This is a genomic window from Nocardioides sp. Z30_9 (genome assembly GCF_058215735.1).
This window is the reverse complement of sequence record NZ_JBZAJF010000001.1, coordinates 1,519,257-1,540,647: the sequence shown is the minus strand read 5'-3', so window position 1 is coordinate 1,540,647 and position 21,391 is coordinate 1,519,257. Positions and strand designations below refer to the sequence as shown.

Here is a 21,391-nt window from a genome sequence, read left to right as displayed (position 1 = left end):
GTGTGGAGGCGTCCGCGAGGCCGTGCTCGGTGAGCACCTTCTGGCCGGTGACCGACTCGAACTCCTGGGTGTAGGTGTCCTCGGCGGAGAGCCCGTTGGTGTTCAGGGTGAGTACGCCGAGCGCTGCGACACCGAGGCAGGCCGCGGTGACCACCCAGACCCTGCGCGGCCGCGGGGCGATGAACTGGCCCACCCGCGCCCACAGTCCGCGGCTGGTCGGCTCGTCGGAGCCGAACGTCGGGCGCTTGGGCCAGAACATCCACCGGCCGAAGATCACCAGCAGGGCGGGCAGCAGCGTGATCATCGCCAGCAGCGCGACTCCCACGCCGATCGCGCACACCGGGCCCAGCCCCGCGGTCGAGTTCATCTCGGCGAGCAGCAGGCACAGCATGCCCACGATCACCGTGCTCCCGCTGGCGATGATGGCCGGGGTGGCCCGGTGCAGCGCGACCGCCATCGCCTCGTGCCGGTCGTCGTGACGACGGAGCTCTTCTCGGTACCGCGCGACGAGCAGCAACGCGTAGTCGGTCCCGGCCCCGATCACCAGGATCGACACGATCGCCTGGCTCTGCCCGTTGACGGTCAGGTCGGCGTACTTCGCCAGGAAGTAGATCACCCCCAGGGAGGTGACCAGCGCGACCACCACGGAGAAGATCGGCAGGATCCAAGGATCGGGCTGCGGTAGGTGAGCAGCAGCAGCACGATGACCACGCCGAGGGCCGCGACCAGCAGGCTGCTGTCGAGCCCCTCGAAGGACTCGAAGGAGTCCACGGCCGAGCCGCCCGCCCCGGCGATGTAGACCTCGGTGCCGTCGAGCGCCGTGATGTCCTTGATGTCCTTCGCGATGTCGGGCATCAGGTTCCACCCGTTGGACCCGAGGTCGAACGTCACGGTTGTCTGGACCGCCTTGCCGTCCCTGGAGGGGATCGGCCCGATCACCTTGCCCTCGACGTCGTCCATCGCCTGCAGCTCGCCGGCCTGCTTCTGCAGGGTGGCGAGGTCGGCCGCGGTGAACCCGGAGTCCTTCTCGTAGACCACGGTCGTCGGGATCGCGTTCGGGTCCTGGAACGGCCCCAGCTTGTCCAGGGCGCGCGTGGACTCCGCGTTCCCCGGCAGCCAGGAGGCGGCCTCGTTGTTCTGTACGTCGGTGAGCTTGCCCGCGAAGCTGCCCATGACGCCGAAGGCGACCAGCCACAGGGCGAGCACGATCCACTTGGTGACGCGGCCGGTCAGCCTTCCGGCGATCTGACGATGCATGGGTCCACTCCAGGGGACGGGCGCGAGGCGCGAGTCACCTCACTGACCTGAGGCAGACCCCGGGAGCGTCCAGAACTCATCGTCCACCCCGAGTTTTCGAGACTAGACCTGGCGAGCCATCTCCGGAATCACCTCGGCCCGGGGGAGCTGGACCAGTAGCCGGCCCGGCAGGAAGAGCTTGGACCCACGGATGCCGCTGCCGATGATCGCGGTCTCGATGTCGACCACGCGTGGGTCGAGGAGCAGGCGCCAGTCCGAGGGGATGCCGACCGGCGTGATCCCGCCGTACTCCATGGCGGTCTCGGTCACGGCACGGTCGTGGTTGAGGAAGGAGGCCTTGCGCACGTCGAGGGTGCGCTTGATGACGCCGTTGACGTCGGCCTTGGTGTCCGCGCGAACCACGCAGGCCGCCGAGCGCTCCTGGCCGTCGCGCCGGCCCGAGACCACGACGCAGTTCGCGCTGGCCTCCAGCGAGACGCCGTACGCCTCGGTCATCGCTGCGGTGTCGGCCAGCTCGGGGTCGATCACGGCCACGGCGACCTCGCCCGCGTGCTCCCAGGAGGCGAGCGCCTCGCGCACCGGGGCGGCGAGGAGCTCGGGGTGGTCGAGGGCCGGTCGGAGCGACAAGGAGCCGAACGAGTCGATCTGCATGCGAGAAAGGTACGGGGACCCCGGATCGGCCGCAGACGGCCCCAGACGCTCGCCCTCCGTTGGGGCGCACGTCACCGGTCCGTCACTCGCGGCGGGGAGCGTCGCGAGTGTGAACAGAACCCTCGTGATCGGGCACCGCGGTGCCAGCGGTCATCGCCCCGAGCACACCTCGATGGCCTACCGGCTGGCCTGGCGCACGGGCGCCGAGTCGGTCGAGCCCGATGTGGTCTGCACCCGCGACGGGGTGCTGGTCTGCCGCCACGACCTCGACCTGGCCAGGACCACCGACGTGGCCCAGCGTGCCGAGTTCGCGCACCGCCGCCGCCGGCTGGTGGTCGACGGCCTGGTGCAGCACGGCTGGTTCGTGCAGGACTTCGACCTCGCCGAGCTGCGGCGGCTCCGGGCGCGCGAGCGCTGGCCGCGCAAGCGACCCACCAGCGCGATGTACGACGGCCAGGGGCACGTGCTCACCCTCGAGGAGCTGCTCGACCTGCGGGAGGCCGAGTCGGCCCGGTCCGGCCGCCGGCTCGGGGTGCACGTCGAGCTCAAGCACCCCGAGGTCTTCGCCGGTCTCGGGATGCCGATGCACGAGCCGCTGCTCGACCTGCTGCGGCGGCGCAGCCTGACCGGCGCGCTGTCACCGGTCAGCGTGATGTCGTTCGACTCCTCGGTGCTGCGGGCGCTGCGGCACCGCGTGGACAACGAGCTGGTCCGCCTGGTGGGGCCCCTGGAACCGGTCAAGCGCCGGGTGCTGCACCGAGAGGCGAGGTATGCGAGCTCGATCGGGGTGCACAAGCGGCACGCGGGCGCCCGCACGGTCGAGGTGGCCAGGAGGGCGGGCCTCGGTGTCCTCGTGTGGACCCTGAGGAAGGAGACGCCCGACGACATCGTCCGGCTGCTCGACCTCGGGGTGGACGGGCTGCTCACCGACTTCCCCGCGGCAACGGTCACGGTCAGGGACCGCTGGGTCTCCGGGCGAGGCGTGGCAGCGTCCTAGCGGCCGACGACCCGTCTGCCTCGGCCCGGCTCAGGATCGGCCCGCCTCAGGACGCGTGAACCTCGCCGACACTGTTGCGCAGCTGGCCCAGGATGCGGGTCAGCAGCCGGGAGACCTGCATCTGGGTGACCCCGATGCAGGCGGCGATCTCGCGCTGGGTCATCCCCTGGTGGAAGCGCATGTCGAGGATCAGCCGGTCGCGCTTGCCGAGCGTGTTCAGCACCGGGCTGAGCATCAGCCGCGCGTCGGCTGCGCGGTGCTCGGCGTCGTCGAGCGGCAGCAGCTCGCCCAGGGTCGTGGACCCGTCGCCACCGGCAGGGTGGTCCAGGGAGGCCGGCGCGAAGCAGCCGTCGCTGGCCAGCGCCTCGATCACCGACTCCCGGGGCTCGTCGAGGTGCTCGGCGATCTCGGCCGGCTGCGGAGACCGGCCGAGCCGGTGGGACAGCACGGCCTCGGCGGCGTTGATCCGGGCCTGCAGCTCCTGGATCCGGCGAGGCGGCCGGATCATCCAGCCGTGGTCGCGGAAGTACTTGCGCAGCTCGCCGCGGATGGTGGGCACGGCGTAGGAAAGGAAGTCGTGGCCGGTGGCGACGTCGTAGCCCCGGGTGGCCTTGGTCAGCGCGAGAGCGGCGACCTGGCGCAGGTCGTCGACGGGGATGCCCCGCGAGCGGTAGCGGCCGGCCTCGGCGTGGGCGAGGTCGAGGTGCATCTCGATCACGGTGTCGAGGAGCGCGCGTCGCTCCTCGGCCGTGCCGGCGCACCCGGCAAGCGTGAAGAGCTCGCGCGTCCGGGTGGCCCGGGCGTTCTCGGGACGGGTCTGTTCGGGGGCCAGTTGACCGGCCGTTTGGGGTTGAGCTAGTGCAGGCATGTGTGCTCACCGACCTGTGAATCGCTCCCCGAGGGAGAGCTGAGGGAAGGAGTGCCATTCCCCTACAGCACTGCGGCATCCGGCCGGTTGGCTTCAACGAGATGCCCGCCGCATCTGCGCGGCGCGTCGTTTCACAGTAGCCGACGAGATGAGCATCACAAAGGGTGCGAGGGCAAAAAGTTTACAAAGTAAGGGGCCCGGGTGGCAGGCCCGCGTCCAGCCTCACGACTGGGCGTAGAGACCCTGGAGCGCGTCCGCGTAATTCGCGTGCACGACGCGACGCTTCACCTTCAGCGTCGGGGTCAGCTCCGCGGTCTCGGCGGTCCACTCCACCGGCAGCAGGGTCCACTTCTTGACCTGCTCGGGGCGGGAGAGCCGCTCGTTGGCCTTCGCCACCGCGTCCTCCACCATGGCGAGGATCTCGGGTGCCTGCGCGAGGCCGGCGAGGTCGGCGTACTCCAGGCCCAGCTTGCCGGCGACCACCGGTGCGACGTCCGGGTCGAGGGTCATGATGGCGACCACGTAGGGCTTGGAGTCGCCGTAGGCGAGCGCGTGCCCGACCAGGGGGCTCTCCTTGAGGAGGTTCTCGATGTTCGAGGGTGCGATGTTCTTGCCCTGCGAGGTGATGATCATTTCCTTCTTGCGGTCGACGACCTTCAAGAACCCGTCCTCGTCGAGCTCGCCGATGTCGCCGGTGTGCACCCAGCCGTCCTCGTCGACGAGGTCGGCGGTGGCCTCGGGGTTCTGGAGGTAGCCGGAGGTGTTCACTGGGCCCCGGGTGAGGATCTCGCCGTCCTCGGCGATCGCGATCTCGATGCCGGGCTGGGCCTGGCCGACGGTGCCGAGCTTGAACCGGCCGGGCCCGCAGGCGGTGACCGAGCCGGTCGTCTCGGTCATCCCGTAGATGTCGAAGATGGCGAACCCGAGGCCGGCGAAGAACCGCGCGGTCTCCAGCGGCATCGGGGCCGAAGCGGAGCCGGCCCAGGTCACCCGCTCCAGGCCGAGCATCGACTTCATCGGGGTGAGCACGGCCTGGTCGACGGCGTCGTACCTCGCCTGGAGCTCGGGGCTGGTCTGGTGACCGACCTGCAGCGACTCGACGTACTCCAGGCCGACCGCCATCGCGTCGGCGACAGCCTGCTTCTTCGCCGCGTCGGTCTCCATCGCGAGCAGCCCGCCGATGCCGGTCTGGATCTTCTCCCAGACCCGGGGAACCCCGAAGAACCGCGTCGGGCGGACCTGGCCGAGCGCGCCGACCAGCTGGGCCGGGTCACCGATCAGGTGCAGGTGGGCGCCCTGGGCCATCGGCAGGTAGATGCCCAGCACCCGCTCGGCGATGTGGGCGTAGGGCAGGTAGGAGACCCCGATGTTCTCCTCGCCCTCGAGCCCGGCGGTCCGGGTGCTGCTCTCCACCTCGAAGAGCACGTTGCGGTGGGTGATCACCACGCCCTTGGGGTTGCCGGTCGTGCCGGAGGTGTAGAGGATCGTCGCCGGCTGGTCGGGGTCGATGGCCTGCCAGCGACGGTCGACCTCCGCGGCGTGCTGCTCCCTGGTGGCGCGGCCGCGCTCGAGCAGCTGGTCCCAGGTGATCGCCCCGCCCTGTACGGCGGCCGGGTCGAGCACCACGACCTGCCGGACCTCGCCGGCGGCCAGTGCGTCGGCCCAGCGGGCGAGGTGGTCGGCGCTCTCGAGCACCACGACCGCGGGGGCGGCGTGGCCGGCGATGTAGCCGACCTGGCTGGGGGAGAGGGTGTTGTAGATGGACATCGGCGTCGCGCCGGCGTGCAGGGCCCCGATGTCGGCGACCACGTGCTCGATCCGGTTCGAGGCCATGATCGCGACCCGGTCACCGGGCTGCACGCCGAGGTCGACCAGCGCCGCGGCCACGTCCAGGGCGGTCTCGCGCAGCTCGCGCCAGGACAGTGTGCGCCAGCCGGCCGGGTCCTCGACCCCGATCTTGTCGGAGTACGCCGGGGCGTCGCCCTGCTCGGCCACGGTGTCCGCGAACGCCTGCACGATCGACCTCCCCGCGATCAGGGCCTCGATCTGCTGCCGGTCTGCGAGGACATCGGTCATGTGAGTCTCCTGGTCGGGGGTCTGGAGTCTCTCCGCAGTCCGGGGGAGCGTCAATAGCTCTTCGGCAGGTTCAGCATCGAGGTGCCGATGTGGGCGAGCACCATCTGCTCCGAGACCGGGATGTTCTTGGCGATGCGGGCGTCGCGGAACATCCGCTCCACCGGGTACTCCTTGGAGTACGCCATCCCGCCGAGGGTCTGGAACGCCTGGTCCGCGGCCTCCCACGAGGCCTGGGCCGCGGTCAGCTTGGCGACGTTCGCCTCGCTCCCGCACGGCCTGCCCCGGTCGAAGAGCCAGGCGGCCTTGTAGGTCATCAGCCGGGCCAGCTCGGCCTTCGCCTTGATCTGGGCCAGTGGGAACTGGATCGACTGGTTCGACCCGATCGGGCGCCCGAAGACCTGGCGCTCACGGGCGTAGTCGGAGGCGACGTCCAGTGCGGCGTCGGCACCGCCCACGGCACCGGCAGCAGCGATGATCCGCTCCGGGTTGAGCACGTCCCACAGCACCCGGAAGCCCTCGTCGACCTCGCCGAGCACCCGGTGGGCGGGGACCCGGACGTCGTCGAGGAAGACCTGGCTGGAGTGCAGGATGTTCGACCCCATCTTCGGGATCGGGGTGTAGCTCAACGTCCCGGCGGCCAGAGCCTCCTTGACGTCGAGGAGGAACAGCGTGAAGCCGGACGTGCGCGGCCTCGCCTCGGCGGCCGGGATCGTACGGGTGACCACGACCATCCAGTCGGCCCGCTCGACGTTGGAGATCCACACCTTCTGGCCCTTGATCAGGAAGTCGTCCCCGTCGGGGCGGGCGCTGGTGGTGATCTCGATGGCGTTGGAGCCGGCGTCGGGCTCGGTCAGCCCGAAGCTGAACTGGAGGTCGCCGGTGGCCAGGCCCGGGAGGATCTCCTGCTTCTGCTCCTGCGTGCCGTGCCGGGCCAGCGTCGTGACGCCGAAGCCCGGGTTGAGCACGTAGATGAACGAGCCCGCCGTGCCCCCGGAGGCGCACAGGGTCTCGCAGGCGATCGCCGTCTCGAGCAGTCCCTGCCCGCCGCCGCCGTACTCCTCGGGGACGCTGAGGCCGAGCCAGCCGCCGTCGGCGAGGTCTCGGTAGAGCTCCTCGGGATAGCGGTGGTTCTCCTCGCACCGCGACCAGTAGGCGTGGTCGTACTTCGCTGCGACGGCAGCGACACCCGCGCGTACGGCGACGGCGGACTCGGGAAGGTCGAAGTCCATCGCCTAGAGACCCAGGCTCCGGCCGATGATCTCCTTCTGGATCTCCGTCGTGCCCCCGTAGATCGTGGAGATCCGGCTGTCCAGGTAGGCCTTGGCGATGGGGTACTCCATCATGTAGCCGTAGCCGCCGTGGAGCTGGACGCCCTGGTTGACCAGCTTGTTCTGCAGTTCGGTGCAGTAGTACTTCGCCATCGACGCGTCCACAGCGGTGAGCTCGCCCGCGAGGTGCTTGGTGAGGCACTCGTTGAGGAACGCGCGGGCGACCCGGACCTCGGTGGCCATCTCGGCGACCAGGAACCGGTTGTGCTGGAACTTGCCGATCGGCTTGCCGAACGCCTCGCGGGTCTTGGCGTAGTCGATGCACATCTCCACGACCGCCTCGGCGGCGGCGACGGCCTGGGCCGCGATGATCAGCCGCTCCTGGGGGAGGTTCATCATCAAGTAGATGAAGCCCTGGCCCTCCTCGCCGAGGAGGTTCTCCTTGGGCACCACGACGTCGGTGAAGGACAGCTCGGAGGTGTCCTGCGCGTGCAGCCCGATCTTGTCGAGGTTGCGACCACGCTCGAAGCCCTCCATGCCGCGCTCGACGACCAGCAGGCTGATCCCCTTGTGGCCGGCCTCGGGGTCGGTCCGGGCGACCACGATCACGAGGTCGGCGTGGATGCCGTTGCTGATGAAGGTCTTGGAGCCGTTGAGCAGGTAGTGGTCACCCTTGTCGACCGCGGTGGTCCGGATGCCCTGCAGGTCGCTGCCCGCGCCCGGCTCGGTCATCGCGATCGCGGTGACGATCTCGCCCGAGACGGTGCCGGGCAGCCAGCGCTGCTTCTGCTCCTCGGTCCCGAGGCTGGTGATGTAGGGAACGATGATGTCGGTGTGCACCGAGAACCCGGGGCCGCTGACTCCTGCGCGGGTCTGCTCCTCGGAGACGATCACGTTGTAGCGGAAGTCGTCGACGCCGGGGCCGTCGTACTCCTCGGGCACGTCGAAGCACAGCAGCCCGGCCTCGCCGGCCTTGAGCCACAGCTCGCGCGGCACGATCCCGTCCTGCTCCCACTGGTCGTGGAACGGCACGACCTCGCGCTCGTAGAATGTCCGGGCGCTCTTCCGGAAGTCCTCGTGCTCAGCGGTGTACAGGTCGGGCATGAAGGGCTCCAGTCGGCAGGGTGAGGATGACGTTCTCACTGTTACAGCAAAACTGTCACGCTTCAAGGCCGACGCGGCTGCACCCGCCTGCCAATGAGACGCGGAGGCGGCACTGTGCCAGTAGGACTGTTACGGTCGAGGGGTGTCGGACGAGCCAGGGTCACCCGCAGTTGGACCCGGGGCCGGAGCCGGGCCCGGGGAGCAGCTCTACACCGTGGACGAGCTCGCCGCAGCCAGCGGGATGACGGTGCGCACCACCCGCTACTACGCGGGCCTGGGGCTGTTGCCACCGCCGGCGCGCCGCGGGCGGATGGCGTACTACACCCCGGCGCACCGCGCCCGCCTCGACCTGATCCGGGCCCTGCAGGACCACGGCTTCACCTTGGCCGCGATCGAGAAGTACCTCGCCCGGGTCCCGGCCGACGCCTCCGTGGAGGACCTCACCCTGCAGCGTGCGCTGCTCACCTCGTGGAGCGCGGGGCCGCGGGAGTCGGTGACCCGGCGCGAGCTGGAGAGCCGCGCCGGGCGCACCCTCGACGACGAGGACATCGACCGGCTGGTGAGGATCTACGCGGTCCGCGTCGACGGCGACCGCTACGAGCCGCTGCCGTCCTTCGACTCCGCGCTGAAGCTGGTCGAGCTCGACATCCCGGTCGACTCCGTGGAGGAGGCCGCCGAGGCGATCACCCGGCACATGGACGCGCTGGCCGACGAGCTCACCCACATCCTGCGCACGCGGGTCCTCGCCCCGTTCCGGGGCCAGCCGCACAGCGAGGCCGACAAGGCCGCGTTCGAGCAGAAGGTCTCGCAGCTGCGCCAGCTCACGCTCGAGGCGGTCGTCGGCGGCTTCCAGCGGGCCTCCAACCAGGTGATCACCCGGTCGCTCTCGGACTCCTCGCGGGACTGAGGCGTCTCACTGCTTGGGGATGATCGCCCACAGCACGACGTAGACCAGCGGGCCCACCGGGAACGTGAACACCATCGCGAGGACCGCGAGCACGCGAACGACGGTGGCGTCGATCCCGAGGTACTCCGCGATGCCGCCGCAGACCCCGCTCACCGGGGAGTCCACCGAGCTGCGGGTGAGCCGCTTGACCGGCCGCGGCGGCGGCGGGGGCTGCACGGGCGGCTGCCCGGGGGGCTGCATGTAGGGATCGTTCGGCTGGTCGGTCATCGGAGCTCCTCGGTGTCGTCGGACGGCGCGGGCTGGTCGTACTCATCGTGGTCGTACCCGTAACGACCTGCTTCCTCGCCCTCGGAAGAGCGCCCAGTAGAGGGCTCGGTAAAGGGCTCGGCAAGGGTGGCGTCGCGGTTGCGGCTGCGGCTGCCGGCGAGGCTGGCGCCGAGCCCGATGACGCCGGCGGCGACGAGCACGGCGGGGCCCAGGATGGTCAGGGACTCGCCTCGCAGCACCCCGCTGGTACCCAGGGACCAGATGACGACGAGGCCGAGGAAGAGCAGGGCGAAGACGAGGTGGGGGATCTTGACGCGGCGGTCAGCGGGGGGCTGGGGGGCGGACATGGGTGCTCCTTGAAGTCGGGGGACGTGTCGGGGACGGGCGTGTGGTCACCGGGGGATCACTCCTGCTGGACGTCGATGCCGGCTGCGCGGGCGTCGATGTCCAGGGTGATCGTGGGAGCCGTCGGATCGGTCGATCCGGTGAGCGTCCGGGTGAGTGACTGCTCGAAGCCCCCGCGACTGCTGCTGCCGATGGTGATGTTCCCGACGAAGCGCAGGTCGGCGTCGACGATCGCGTTCAGGCCGCGGGGGAGGACCACCGTGATGTCGCCGGCGTTGAGGCCGACCTCGATGGTGCGGCCGTCCAGGGCCGCGAGGTCGCGGACGCCGGTGAGGTCGAGGTCGATCGAGCCGTTGGGGACCCGGTAGCTGTCCTGGACCGCCTGGGCGCTGGTCGGCTGGGCGCGCATCGACTCACCGCTGGTCTCCCAGTCGGTGGTGGCCTCGATGGTGCTCGCCACGCCCAGGGCGAGGCTGGTCATCAGTCCCAGGGCGATCAGGCCGCCGGGCCGGCCCACGAAGGCGCCGACCAGGAGCATCACGCCCGTCACGGCCAGGGCGAGGGCGAAGTACGCCGAGGGGCTCACCGTCGCCGAGACGTCGAAGATGCCCAGGGTGCCAAGGGCGATCGCGATCAGCGCCAGCGTGGGCCAGAACAGCACCATCCCGGTGCGCCGTGGCCGGGGCGGCAGCGGCGGCAGGTAGGCCGGCGGCGGGCCCTGGGCCGGGTGCTGCGGGGGGTTCTGTGGCGGCATCCAACCCGCCTCGGTGCCGGGCGCGTGGATCGGGCGGGTCTGCTCGACGGGCGCGCTCTGGGTGGACGACATGGTGGTGCCTCTCGGGTCGGGGGTCGGGGTGGGGGATGTGGGGACGCTGCCCCAGGGGGCCGGCGGGACGCGGTCGGCCCGGCGGCGACCGCGGGTGGCGAACAGGGCCACGGCGACCAGGGCGAGTGCGACCAGGGGGAACGGGAAGTTCGTGCCCCAGTTGTCGCCGATGAACGGGGTGCCGAGGACGGCCGCGAGGGCCACCACCCCGACCACGAGCAGGACCACCCGGCGTACGTCGGGAGGCAGGTCGACGGTGGCCTGCTGCTGTCCCTCCTCGGGAAGGACGAGCCAGGCCACGGCGTAGAACAGGACACCTGCCCCGCCGAAGAAGGTGAGCACCCCGAGGACCACGCGGATCACGGTGGGGTCGACGTCGAGGTAGCGGCCCAGTCCGCCCGCGACACCTGCGATGTAGCGGTCGCTGGTGCTGCGGCGCAGGCGGTCGATGTCGCGCAGCTGCTCGGCGGTGACGCGGGGGCCGCCGTGCTGCCCGGACTCCTCGGATCCCAGAGAGTTGTCCGGGGAGTCACCCGGCGAGGTGCCGGAGGGGTCGGTGGTGGCGCCGTACTGGTTCATGTCATCCATCGTGGCGGTGCCTGGCGAGCGGCACCATCGGGGACGACCCTGAAACCCCGGCGCACCGGCTCAGGGGTCATACCTGATGTGGCTCGGGGGTGCGCGGTGACACGATGACCTGGAAATGAGCCGCCCCCTGCCCCCTCCACTGCCCGCCGGCCCAGGCCCGGTGCCGCCCGGCGCCGCCCCGGACGGGCCCCGGCGCGCGTTCCGCTCCACCGACGACCGCTGGATCGGCGGTGTCGCATCGGGCCTCGCGGAGCACCTCGGGCTGCCGGTGCTGTGGGTGCGGATGGCCATGCTGGCCCTGGTCGCGTTCGGCGGCTTCGGTGTGGTGCTCTACGGCGCCCTGTGGATGTTCCTGCCCGCCCAACGCCACACCGAGTCGCGCTCACCCGGCCTGGACGCCGCCACCCGGCAGGGCCGACGCGGCGCGCGACCGCAGCAACGGCTGGCCGACTACGGGCCGCTGGTCGCGGTCGGCGCCATCGCGATCGGGATCCTGATCGCCCTCGCCATGGTCACCGGCCAGACCCTGGCCCAGGGGCCGCTGCTGCTCGCGGGCTGCGGGGTGGCGCTGCTCTGGCACCAGGCCGACGAGGCCCAGCAGGGCCGGTGGCGCAACCCCGGGGGCCGGCTGGGTCCCGTGGGAGCGCTCGTGGGCGAGGGCGGCTGGCGGTCCTACCTGCGCATCGGCGTCGGCCTGCTCCTGCTGATCGCCGCCGTCACCTTGTTCTCGCTGCGCTCGGGCAACCTCACCGTCGCGCTCAACGTCGGGCTGGCCGCCGCCTTCGGGATCGTGGGGCTCGGGTTCATGGTCGGGCCGTGGCTGCTGCGGCTCTCCTCGGACCTCAGCGAGGAGCGCGAGGCCCGGGTCAGGTCCCAGGAGCGCGCGGACGTGGCCGCGCACCTGCACGACTCGGTGCTGCAGACCCTGGCGCTGATCCAGCGCTCCGCCGGTGATCCCGCGACGGTCTCCCGCCTCGCCCGCGCGCAGGAGCGAGACCTCCGCTCGTGGCTCTTTGACCCCGACACCGCCGGGCCGGCCACGTTCGCCGACGCGCTCAGGGGCGTGGCCGCGGAGGTGGAGGACAGTCTCGGCGTACCGGTCGAGGTGGTCTGCGTGGGCGACGCGACCCTCGCCGAGGGTGACCGTCCGCTGGTGCTCGCCACCCGGGAGGCGATCGCGAACGCGGCGCTGCACTCCGGGGCCGGCGCCGTCGACGTGTACGGCGAGGCCACCCCGGCCGGCGTCGAGGTGTTCGTCCGCGACCGCGGAACCGGCTTCGACCCGGCGCAGGTCGCCCCCGACCGTCAGGGCGTGCGCAGCAGCATCATCGGCCGGATGGAGCGCCACGGCGGCACCGCGTCGGTGCGCAGCGTGCCGGGTTCCGGCACCGAGGTCCGCCTGTCCATGCCGCACGGCCAACGCAACAAGGAGTCCAGCCCATGAGCCTGCACACCGTCGTCATCGTCGACGACCACGCGATGTTCCGTACCGGGGTCCGGGCCGAGCTCGGCTCGGCCGTGGACGTGGTGGGGGAGGCGGCCGACGTCGACGAGGCGGTCGCCGCCGTCCTCGCGCACCAGCCCGAGGTGGTGCTGCTCGACGTGCACCTGCCCGGCGGTGGCGGGGCCGAGGTGATGCGCCGGGTGGCCGCCTCCCCGCGGCGGGAGACCGAGGGCCCACCGACCCAGTTCCTGGCGCTGTCGGTCTCCGACGCGGCCGAGGACGTGATCGGGACCATCCGGGCCGGGGCTCGCGGCTACGTCACCAAGACGATCACCGGCCCCGAGCTGGTGGCGGCCATCGACCGGGTGGCCTCGGGCGACGCGGTGTTCTCCCCGCGCCTGGCCGGCTTCGTGCTGGACGCGTTCGCCGGGACCGTCGAGGTGGCAGCGGTCGACGAGGACCTCGACCGGCTCACCGAGCGCGAGCGCGAGGTGATGCGGCTGATCGCGCGCGGCTACTCCTACCGGGAGGTGGGGGCCGAGCTGTTCATCTCGATCAAGACCGTGGAGACCCACATGTCCTCGGTGCTGCGCAAGCTGCAGCTCTCCTCGCGTCACGAGCTGACCCGCTGGGCATCGGACCGCAGGCTGCTCTGAGGGCAGAGCCCCGGACGCTGCCGAGGCGCTGCTCAGGTCGGGGGGACCGCCGGCAGCAGGCTGGCCCACAGCGGGCGCCAGGCGGGGATGCGCTGGTGCATCTCCCAGGCGAGGTCCTCCAGCGTCGGGGCCGCTTCGCCGGCGTGCAGCCGGTACCACTCGGGCCAGCTGTCGAAGGCGCGCTGGAAGCGCACGTTGACCCCGTCGCTGGAGGCGACCCGGGCGAAGAGCCAGGCGCCGGACTCCTCGTTGGCCTCGTCGCGGTGGAGGGTCGCGAGCACGTTGGTCAGGCTCCGCCGGGCCGGCTCGGTGAGCGGGGTGTTCCGCGGGGCGGGGAGCAGCTGCTCACGGCGCGCCATCACGGCGTACTCGAAGGGGATGGGGGGTGTGTTGACGCGCAGCCACCGCACCAGGGCCGGTGGCCGCTGGACCACGGGGCGTTCGCGCTCGGCGGCATCGTGCATCTGGTCGTGAACCTGGGCGCGCAACCGGGCGCTCACCGCTCCCGTGGTCGCGGCGGCCGGGGCGGCTCCGGTGGCGAGCAGCACCACGTCGACCGCCCCCGTGAGGTCCTCGCCGTTGATCCAGGTGGAGAGCGTCTGGGGGTCGGTGCGCCCCTCACGAACCGCGGTCACTGCCCGCGGGTCGACGGTGAGCAACGGACGGATCAGGTGCGGGGCGCCCTCGTCGGTGCCCGGAGAGCTGGTGTCCCACTCCCCGTGGGCGTGCCAGCCGACGAAGGAGGGGTGGTCCTCCAGGGTCGCCTCGGTCACCGCCCACTCAGGGGCGAGCTGCCGGGGGTCCGGCGCGGTGCTCGGCGCCACGCGGGACCGGCCCCACAGCGAGAAGCGGGTGCCGCGCACTCGCTGCATCCGCAGCCACTCACCGGAGTCGAGCTCGAGGCACAAGGTGCCCTGCCGGGCGTCGTACCAGCACCGGTCGTCGCCCGCAGCGCGGTGCGAGGCCGCGAGCACGACCCAGGACCACCACAGCTCCTCGGGGTCGGGCAGGGCGTCTGGCAGCATCGAGCCATTGTGAACCGCGGAGGGCTACTCGGCCACCTTCGCGAGCGAGGCGTCGATCAGCCACTCCACCGGGGCGCGGTCGTCGGTGTAGACCTTGCCGCCGCGCAGGCCGGGCTCGAGGCGGTCAGCGGCCTCGTCGGCCACCGCCCGCACCTCTGCCGGCATCTCGGCTTTGCGCAGGTTGACCCTGGGGTCGAAGTCGCCCTTGGTGGCCAGCAGCACGGTGTTGGTCTCGTCCACCGGGTCGCGCCAGACGCGGCCCTCGCCGAAGACCGAGCGCATCGTGGCGGTGAGCACCTTCTCCAGGTCGTCGTTGCCGGGCACGTGACCCACGTTGACCGAGACGGTGCCGCCGGGGGAGAGCCGGTCCAGCGCGACCTCGAAGAACTCCTTGGTGGTCAGGTAGAACGGGATGTAGGGCTGGCGGTAGGCGTCGACCAGGATCGAGTCGAACTTGTCCTCGCGCGACTGCAGCCAGGGACGGGCGTCGGCGGTGTGCGTGGTGATGTTCTCGCCGGTGTAGTCGAAGAGCTCCTGGCCGACCTTGGTCACCTCCGGGTCCAGCTCGACGGCGTCGATCTTCATGCCGGGGAAGTAGTGGGTCAGCCCGCGGGCCACCGTGCCGGCAGCGCTGCCGAGGTTGACGATGTGCTCGGGCTCGCGCTCACCGGCGAACGACAGGGTGAGCATCGAGTCCCAGTACCCGCCCATGAGGTACTCGCCCGGGCGGTAGACCGAGTGCACGGCCTGGCCCTCGTTGAGCTCCAGGACGCGGTCGCCGTCAGCGTCCTCGATGACCCGCGCGTACTGGTACTCCGTGTCCTTCTCCCAGATCACCTTGCCGCCGCTGGTCACGGTCTTGGTGGACCCCACCGGCAGGGCGATCAGCACGGCGATCACGGCGGCCACCGCGGCGCCGACGACCCACTTGCGGCCGAACGCGGGGATCACCGAGATCGCCAGCATCAGCGCGAAGATCAGGAACGTGCGGCGGCTGCCGACCAGCGGGATCAGCAGCAGCGAGGCGCCGAAGGTGCCGGCGAGCGAGCCGAGCGTGCCGATCGCGTAGAGCCGTCCGGCGACCCGGCCGGCGTCCTCGACGATGTCCACCTTCAGCCGCACGGCGTACGGCGAGACGATGCCGAGCAGCAGCACGGGCACCGCGATCATCACGCCCACGCCGACCAGCGACCCGACGAACAGCCCACCGGACAGGTCGGCGAACGCCTTGGTCGACAGGCGCAGGAACGGGCCGGCGACGAACGGCACCAGCGCGAGCAGCGCCGCGGCCGCAAGCACCCAGCGCGCCATCCCCGCCATCGTGGGGTTGCGGTCGGCCAGCCGGCCGCCGATCGCGTAGCCGATCGAGAGCGCCACCAGGACCGTGGCGATCGTGTTGGCCCACACGATGGTGCTGTCCCCGAACCACGGCGCCAGCAGCCGGGCCGCCGCGATCTCGGCCCCCAGGCTGGACATGCCGACAGCGAAGACAACGAGCTCGAGCAGGTAGCGGGGACGATCCCGTACAGGTGCAGTCACGCCGGAAACATATAGGGACCCCCAAGAACAGTCCCTGGGCGGTCATCGGGAGGGCTGCTGCGGCGTACGTGGCAGGGGTGTGTGAAGAGGCAGTACGGGTTCATCACCTGGGAAACCGGACCTGGCAGCGAGGGCACCAGTAGGTGGGGCGCTCCTGGCCGGGGGGACCCTGGTCGGCCTTGGCGATACGGGTGCCGCAGCGCAGGCAGGGGCCCCGGCGGCCGTAGACCCACAGCTGGTAGCCGCGGCGGGTGTCGGCGGTGGTGATCCGGGTGGGGCGGTCCTTGTTCACCTCGAGGAGCTGCTTGGCCTTGGCGACCATCGCGGGGAGGTCGGGGACCTCGCCGACGGGGGTGAGCGGGTCGACGCGGCCGATGAAGCAGAGCTCGGACTTGAACACGTTGCCGACCCCGGCGAGGTTGCGCTGCTCCAGCAGGGCGTCGCCGATGGGGACCTCCGGTCGGGACACGAGCCGGACCAGTGCCTCGTCGGGGTCCCAGTCGGGGCCGAGCAGGTCGGGGCCGAGGTGCCCGACCAGGGTCTCCTCCTGGTCGGTGCGGACGAGGTCGAGCACCACCTGGAAGCCGACCGCCTCGGTGGTCGCCGTGCGCAGCACGACCCGGGCGGTGTGCCAGGGCTTGTTCCACCTGGTGCCGACCGGGTGCACCGACCAGCTGCCCTCCATCTTCAGGTGGGTGTGCAGCGTCACGCCGGTGTCGAAGCGGGTGAGCAGGTGCTTGCCGCGTGCGACGGTGCCCAGCACCGAGGCGCCGGCGAGGTCGCTGGTCGCGAGCGAGGGGATCCGGAAGTCGCTGGCGACCAGGGTCTGCCCGGTCAGCGCCCGGTCCAGCCTGCGGGCCGTGCGGTGCACGGTGTCGCCCTCGGGCACTAGCTCACCCCCTGCCGCAGGCGCAGCCCCCTCGGGGTGGCCACGAACCCGGCGGACTCCATCGCGCGCCGGAGCACCTCGGAGTCCTCGCCCAGGATGCTGGTGCCGTCGGCCTTCTCCACGGTGAGCCGGCCGAGCGCGCCCTCGCGCACGACGCGGCCCAGGGCCTCGATGCCGGTCGCGAGGCAGTTCTCGTCGTCGGTGAAGGTGAGCAGCGTCTTGCCGCCACGCTCCACGTAGAGCACGAGCTCCCCGTCGACGAGCGCGACGATGGCGCCGGCCTTGCGACCGGGACGGTGGCCGGTGCCGTCGGACCCGGTCGAGGTGGGCCACGGCAGGGCCGCGCCGTAGGGGTTCGCCGGGTCCGTCGCTGCCAGGGCGACCGCGACCTGGTCGCCCTCACCGCGGCCCTGCGGCACCGGCTGCTGGAAGGTGCGCAACCGGTCGACGGCCCCCGAGGTGCCGAACTGGGCGGCCCCGAGGCCCTCGATGAAGTAGCCACGCCGGCAGCGCCCGGTCTCCTCGAACGCGGCCAGCACGCGGTACGTCGCGGCGAACCCGCCCGGCGTGCGCTCGCTGACCACCGCTCCACGGGTGACCACGCCGTGCCGCTCGAGCAGGCTCTCGGCCGTGGCGTGCGCGCGCTTGGTCGGGTCCTTCTCCCGCTCCGGGAGCAGGAACCAGCGCCCGGCCACGTCGGGGGGCGACCCGCGCAGTGCCGCCCCGGTCAACCGCGGCCGGGCGCTGCGCACGCGCGTCGGTCCCCGCTTGACGCGGTGCGCGCTGCGTCCGGTGCGGGTCAGGGCGCGCAGCGGAGCCAGGGTGTCGTTGCCCACGCGGCCGGACCAGGCGAGGTCCCACAGGGCCGCCGAGAGGGCCTTGTCGTCGCGCGTCCCCGCGGAGGTGGCGAGCTGGCGGAAGAAGTAGGCGCCGCCACCGGCCAGTGCGTCGAGCACCGCCTGGTGGTCGACGGAGAGCTCCAGCTCGCCGTGCTCGGGCAAGGTGAGGGGTGCCGTGTCGGCCAGGTGCAGCGAGACCCACCCGTCGGAGCCGGGCAGCCCCCCGTGGCCGGCCCAGAGGACCTCACCGCCCGCGGTGAGCTCGTCGAGCATGGCGGGCGCGTAGTCCCCGACCCGGCAGGGGAGCACGAGGGTCTCCAGCGCCGAGGCGGGTACGGCGCACCCGGCGAGCTGCTCGACCACGGTGAGGACCCCGTCCACGCCGCGGAGACGGGCTCGCGCCCCACTGCCGGAGGGAGTCACGTTCTGCCATGCCGGCAGGAACCGTCCCAGGGCCACCGGCTCGACCGGCTCGACCTCGTGCCGCAGCCGGGCGAGCGAGCGCCGGCGCAGCGAGCGCAGCACCTCGGCGTCGCACCACTCCGAGCCCGATCCCTGCGGCCGGAACTCACCCTCGAGGACACGGCCCTGGGCCCCGAGCCGGGACAGGGTCTGCTGCACCACGGCGACGCCGAGCCCGAGCCGGTCGGCGACCTCCGCGGCCAGGAACGGCCCGTGGGTGCGGGCGTAGCGACCCACGAGGTCCCCGAGCGGGTCCTCGACCGGCTCGGTGAACACGTCCGGGACGCCGGGAGGCACGGGCACGCCCAGCCCGTCGCGGAGCCGGGCGACGTCCTCGACCACCGCCCAGCGCTCGATGCCGCTCATCAAGACCGGCACGACCCGGCGCGAGTCGGTGAGCAGCGCGAGCCAGCCGGGGACCTCGTCGGGGCTGACGCACCGCGCCTGGACCTCCTCGGTCGACAGCGGACCCAGCAGCCGCAGCAGGTCCGCGATCCCCTCGCTGTCGCGCACCCGCCGGTCCTCGGCCAGCCGCTGCAGCTCGGACTCCACCTCGGCGAGCACGTCGGGGTCGAGCAGCTCGCGCAGCTCGGCGCGGCCGAGCAGCTCGGCGAGCAGGCCCTGGTCGAGGGTCAGGGCGGCGGCCCGGCGCTCGGCGATGGGGGAGTCGCCCTCGTACATGAACGCCGCGACGTAGCCGAACAGCAGCGACTGCGCGAACGGGGACGGCCGCTGGGTGCTCACGTCGAGCAGGCGGAGCCGCCGCTCGGAGATCCTGCGGTGCAACGCCACCAGGGCGGGGAGGTCGTAGACGTCCTGGAGGACCTCGCGCACCGTCTCCAGGATGATCGGGAACGAGGGGTAGCGCGCCGCCACCTCGAGCAGCTGCGCCGACCGCTGCCGCTGCTGCCACAGCGGAGCCCGGCGGCCGGGGTCGCGGCGGGGCAGCAGCAGTGCGCGCGCGGCGCACTCCCGGAACCGCGACGCGAACAGCGCGGATCCGCCCACCTCGGTGGTGACGATCTGCTCGAGCTCGTCGGGCTCGAAGGCGATCAGCTCGGCGCCCGGCGGGTCCTGGTCGGTCTCGGGGATCCGCAGCACGATGCCGTCGTCGGTGGCCATCGCCTGGGCGTCCACGCCGTAGCGCTCGCGCAGCCGGGCGTTGATCGCCAGCGCCCACGGCGAGTGCACCGGGGTGCCGAAGGGGGAGTGCACCACGATCCGCCAGTCGCCGAGCTCGTCGCGGAACCGCTCGACCACCAGCTGCTGGTCGTTGGGCACTGCCTGGGTCGCCTCGCGCTGCTCCTCGACGAGCCCGACCAGGTTGCGCGCCGCCCACTCGTCGAGCCCGGCGCCGGTGGCCCGGGCGATGGCCTGGTCGTGGGTCATCGCCGCGATCTCGCGGGTGAACTTCCCGATCGCGGCGCCGAGCTCCGCGGGCCGTCCGAGGGTGTCGCCGGTCCAGAACGGCAGCCGGCCGGGCTGGCCGGGGGCCGGCGAGACCAGGACGCGGTCGTGGGTGATGTCCTCGATCCGCCAGCTGGTGGTGCCGAGGGTGAACACGTCCCCGACGCGGGACTCGTAGACCATCTCCTCGTCGAGCTCGCCCACCCGGGACTGCCCCCGGGCGGAGCCCGAGGACGACTCTGCGCCGCCGACGAGGAACACCCCGAACAGGCCACGGTCGGGGATGGTGCCGCCGCTGGTGACCGCGAGCCGCTGGGCCCCCGGGCGCCCGGTGAGCTCGCCGGAGACCCGGTCCCAGACCAGCCGGGGCCGCAGCTCTGCGAACTCGTCGCTGGGGTAGCGGCCGGCGAGCAGGTCGAGCGTGGCGTCGTAGGCGCTGCGGGGCAGAGTGGCGAAGGGTGCCGAGCGGCGTACGACGTCGAAGAGCGCCTCGGCGTTCCACGCGTCCATCGAGGTGGCCGCCACGACGTGCTGGGCGAGGACATCGAGGGGGCTGGCCGGCACGTGCAGCGCCTCGATGCCGCCGGTGCGCATCCGTTCGACCGTGACCGCCGAGGGGACCAGGTCGCCGCGGTGCTTGGGGAACAGCACGCCGCGGGAGACCTCCCCGACCTGGTGACCGGCGCGCCCGACCCGCTGCAGCGCGCTGGCCACCGACGGCGGTGACTCGATCTGGATGACCAGGTCGACCGCACCCATGTCGATGCCCAGCTCGAGGCTGCTGGTCGCGACCACGCAGGGCAGCCGGCCCCGCTTGAGGTCGTCCTCGATCACGGATCGCTGCTCCTTGGAGACCGAACCGTGATGGGCTCTGGCAACCACCGGGGCGGCTCCTTCGGCGGTGCCGCTCTGCCCGGCCATCTCCGAGGGGGGTCTCGACTGACCGCTCACTTCGTTCGCTGCTCGACCGCCGGGTGGACCGCTTACTTCGTTCGCTGCTCGACCGCCGGGTGGGCCGCTCACTTCGGTCGCGGATCCCTCAGCCAGCGCCAGCCGCTCCCCGGCCAGCTCGTTCAGTCTCGCGGTGAGGCGCTCGGCGAGGCGGCGGGAGTTGGCGAACACGATGGTGGAGCGGTGCTGCTCGATCAGGTCGAGGACGCGGCTCTCCACGTGGGGCCACATCGAACCAGCGCGGGGACCGTCGTCGCCCTCCTCGCCGAGCTCGGTCATGTCCTCGACCGGGACCACGACCTTGAGGTCCCACTCCTTCTCCGAGGGCGGCGAGACCACCTCCACCGGCGCGGAGCCGCCGAGGAAGCGCGCGACCTCGTCGACGGGGCGCACCGTGGCGGAGAGGCCGATCCGCTGGGCCGGCCGGTCCAGCAGCTCGTCGAGCCGCTCCAGGGAGAGCGCGAGGTGGGCGCCGCGCTTGGTCCCGGCGACCGCGTGCACCTCGTCGATGATCACGGTGTCCACCCCGGCCAGGGACTCCCGGGCGCGTGAGGTGAGCATCAGGAACAGCGACTCGGGGGTGGTGATCAAGATGTCGGGCGGGGTGCTCTGGATCCGGCGCCGCTCCTGGGGCGTGGTGTCGCCCGAGCGCACCCCGACCCGGATCTCGGGCACCGAGGTGCCGAGCCGCTCGGCCGTCTGGCGGATCCCGACCAGCGGCGCCCGCAGGTTGCGCTCCACGTCCACGGCGAGCGCCTTGAGCGGGGAGACGTAGAGCACCCGGCAGCGCTTGGTCTTCTCCGGCACCGGCTGCGTGGCGAGCTGGTCGATGGACCACAGGAACGCCGAGAGGGTCTTGCCCGAGCCGGTCGGGGCCACCACCAGGGCGTGCCGGCCGGCGGCGATCGCGTCCCACGCGCCGACCTGGGCCGGGGTCGGCTCGGCGAACGCCGCGGCGAACCAGGTACGGGTCGCCTCACTGAACTGGTGCACCGCAACATCCTGCCCGACGGCACCGACAGGCC

Annotated in this window: 16 protein-coding genes and 1 pseudogene; 4 read left to right on the top strand and 13 right to left on the bottom strand. The window is 72.1% G+C overall.

Annotated features, from left to right (window positions below; translation table 11 throughout):
• Positions 1 to 220: 220 nt before the first annotated feature.
• Positions 221 to 1,173, bottom strand: a pseudogene (locus AC4BGB_RS07460) (MMPL family transporter); the annotation flags it as partial.
• A 186-nt stretch (positions 1,174 to 1,359) separates the two neighbouring features.
• On the bottom strand, positions 1,360 to 1,908 hold the full coding sequence (locus tag AC4BGB_RS07455) for a YbaK/EbsC family protein (protein ID WP_490546148.1): 549 nt from the start codon (positions 1,906 to 1,908) through the stop codon (positions 1,360 to 1,362).
• A 109-nt stretch (positions 1,909 to 2,017) separates the two neighbouring features.
• Between AC4BGB_RS07455 and AC4BGB_RS07450 the strand changes: the two genes are divergently transcribed.
• The gene (locus AC4BGB_RS07450) at positions 2,018 to 2,905 is read left to right on the top strand and encodes a glycerophosphodiester phosphodiesterase family protein (RefSeq protein WP_490546147.1); all 888 of its coding nucleotides are present in this window, start codon (positions 2,018 to 2,020) and stop codon (positions 2,903 to 2,905) included.
• Positions 2,906 to 2,951: 46 nt separating this feature from the next.
• On the opposite strand, the gene AC4BGB_RS07445 is transcribed toward AC4BGB_RS07450, so the two are convergent.
• The 4 genes from AC4BGB_RS07445 to AC4BGB_RS07430 form a co-directional block, all read right to left on the bottom strand.
• A complete protein-coding gene (locus AC4BGB_RS07445) occupies positions 2,952 to 3,773 on the bottom strand; it encodes a sigma-70 family RNA polymerase sigma factor (protein ID WP_490546145.1) in 822 nt (273 codons plus the stop codon).
• A 222-nt stretch (positions 3,774 to 3,995) separates the two neighbouring features.
• Complete coding sequence (locus AC4BGB_RS07440) at positions 3,996 to 5,849, bottom strand: AMP-dependent synthetase/ligase (protein WP_490546144.1); 1,854 nt, start codon at positions 5,847 to 5,849, stop codon at positions 3,996 to 3,998.
• A 50-nt stretch (positions 5,850 to 5,899) separates the two neighbouring features.
• Positions 5,900 to 7,078 carry an acyl-CoA dehydrogenase family protein gene (locus AC4BGB_RS07435; RefSeq protein ID WP_490546142.1) on the bottom strand — a complete coding sequence of 393 codons (1,179 nt, stop codon included), beginning with the start codon at positions 7,076 to 7,078 and terminating at the stop codon, positions 5,900 to 5,902.
• Between the two features lie 3 nt (positions 7,079 to 7,081).
• Entirely contained in the window at positions 7,082 to 8,221 is a 1,140-nt protein-coding gene (locus AC4BGB_RS07430) for an acyl-CoA dehydrogenase family protein (RefSeq protein WP_490546141.1), read from the bottom strand.
• 142 nt (positions 8,222 to 8,363) lie between these two features.
• Here AC4BGB_RS07430 and AC4BGB_RS07425 point away from each other — a divergent pair, with 142 nt between their 5' ends.
• A complete protein-coding gene (locus AC4BGB_RS07425) occupies positions 8,364 to 9,128 on the top strand; it encodes a MerR family transcriptional regulator (RefSeq protein ID WP_490546139.1) in 765 nt (254 codons plus the stop codon).
• 6 nt (positions 9,129 to 9,134) lie between these two features.
• Here AC4BGB_RS07425 and AC4BGB_RS07420 read toward each other — a convergent pair whose 3' ends face one another.
• Genes AC4BGB_RS07420 through AC4BGB_RS07410 form a run of 3 tightly spaced genes read right to left on the bottom strand, consistent with a single transcriptional unit; the run spans position 9,135 to position 11,145 of the window.
• Positions 9,135 to 9,395 carry a PspC domain-containing protein gene (locus AC4BGB_RS07420; protein WP_490546137.1) on the bottom strand — a complete coding sequence of 87 codons (261 nt, stop codon included), beginning with the start codon at positions 9,393 to 9,395 and terminating at the stop codon, positions 9,135 to 9,137.
• The gene (locus tag AC4BGB_RS07415; protein WP_490546136.1) at positions 9,392 to 9,742 is read right to left on the bottom strand and encodes a hypothetical protein; all 351 of its coding nucleotides are present in this window, start codon (positions 9,740 to 9,742) and stop codon (positions 9,392 to 9,394) included. Before AC4BGB_RS07415 ends, AC4BGB_RS07420 begins: the two co-directional genes overlap by 4 nt.
• Positions 9,743 to 9,798: 56 nt before the next feature.
• Positions 9,799 to 11,145 (bottom strand): PspC domain-containing protein, encoded by a 1,347-nt coding sequence (locus AC4BGB_RS07410; RefSeq protein ID WP_490546134.1) that lies wholly within the window; start codon positions 11,143 to 11,145, stop codon positions 9,799 to 9,801.
• A 124-nt stretch (positions 11,146 to 11,269) separates the two neighbouring features.
• Between AC4BGB_RS07410 and AC4BGB_RS07405 the strand changes: the two genes are divergently transcribed.
• Together AC4BGB_RS07405 and AC4BGB_RS07400 are read left to right on the top strand one after the other, a co-directional pair.
• Positions 11,270 to 12,598, top strand: coding sequence for an ATP-binding protein (locus AC4BGB_RS07405; protein WP_490546132.1), 1,329 nt, complete (start codon positions 11,270 to 11,272; stop codon positions 12,596 to 12,598).
• Positions 12,595 to 13,254, top strand: a complete 660-nt coding sequence (locus AC4BGB_RS07400) for a LuxR C-terminal-related transcriptional regulator (protein ID WP_490546130.1) — start codon at positions 12,595 to 12,597, stop codon at positions 13,252 to 13,254. The genes AC4BGB_RS07405 and AC4BGB_RS07400 overlap by 4 nt, the downstream gene beginning before the upstream one ends.
• Positions 13,255 to 13,286: 32 nt before the next feature.
• Here AC4BGB_RS07400 and AC4BGB_RS07395 read toward each other — a convergent pair whose 3' ends face one another.
• The 4 genes from AC4BGB_RS07395 to AC4BGB_RS07380 all read right to left on the bottom strand — a co-directional run bounded on the left by AC4BGB_RS07395 (position 13,287) and on the right by AC4BGB_RS07380 (position 21,359).
• Positions 13,287 to 14,279, bottom strand: a complete 993-nt coding sequence (locus AC4BGB_RS07395) for a hypothetical protein (protein WP_490546128.1) — start codon at positions 14,277 to 14,279, stop codon at positions 13,287 to 13,289.
• Between the two features lie 24 nt (positions 14,280 to 14,303).
• A complete protein-coding gene (locus tag AC4BGB_RS07390; RefSeq protein ID WP_490546126.1) occupies positions 14,304 to 15,818 on the bottom strand; it encodes a spermidine synthase in 1,515 nt (504 codons plus the stop codon).
• 103 nt (positions 15,819 to 15,921) lie between these two features.
• Positions 15,922 to 16,707, bottom strand: coding sequence for an Fpg/Nei family DNA glycosylase (locus AC4BGB_RS07385; RefSeq protein ID WP_490546125.1), 786 nt, complete (start codon positions 16,705 to 16,707; stop codon positions 15,922 to 15,924).
• On the bottom strand, positions 16,707 to 21,359 hold the full coding sequence (locus AC4BGB_RS07380) for an ATP-dependent helicase (RefSeq protein WP_490546123.1): 4,653 nt from the start codon (positions 21,357 to 21,359) through the stop codon (positions 16,707 to 16,709). The genes AC4BGB_RS07385 and AC4BGB_RS07380 overlap by 1 nt, the downstream gene beginning before the upstream one ends.
• Positions 21,360 to 21,391: the final 32 nt, after the last annotated feature.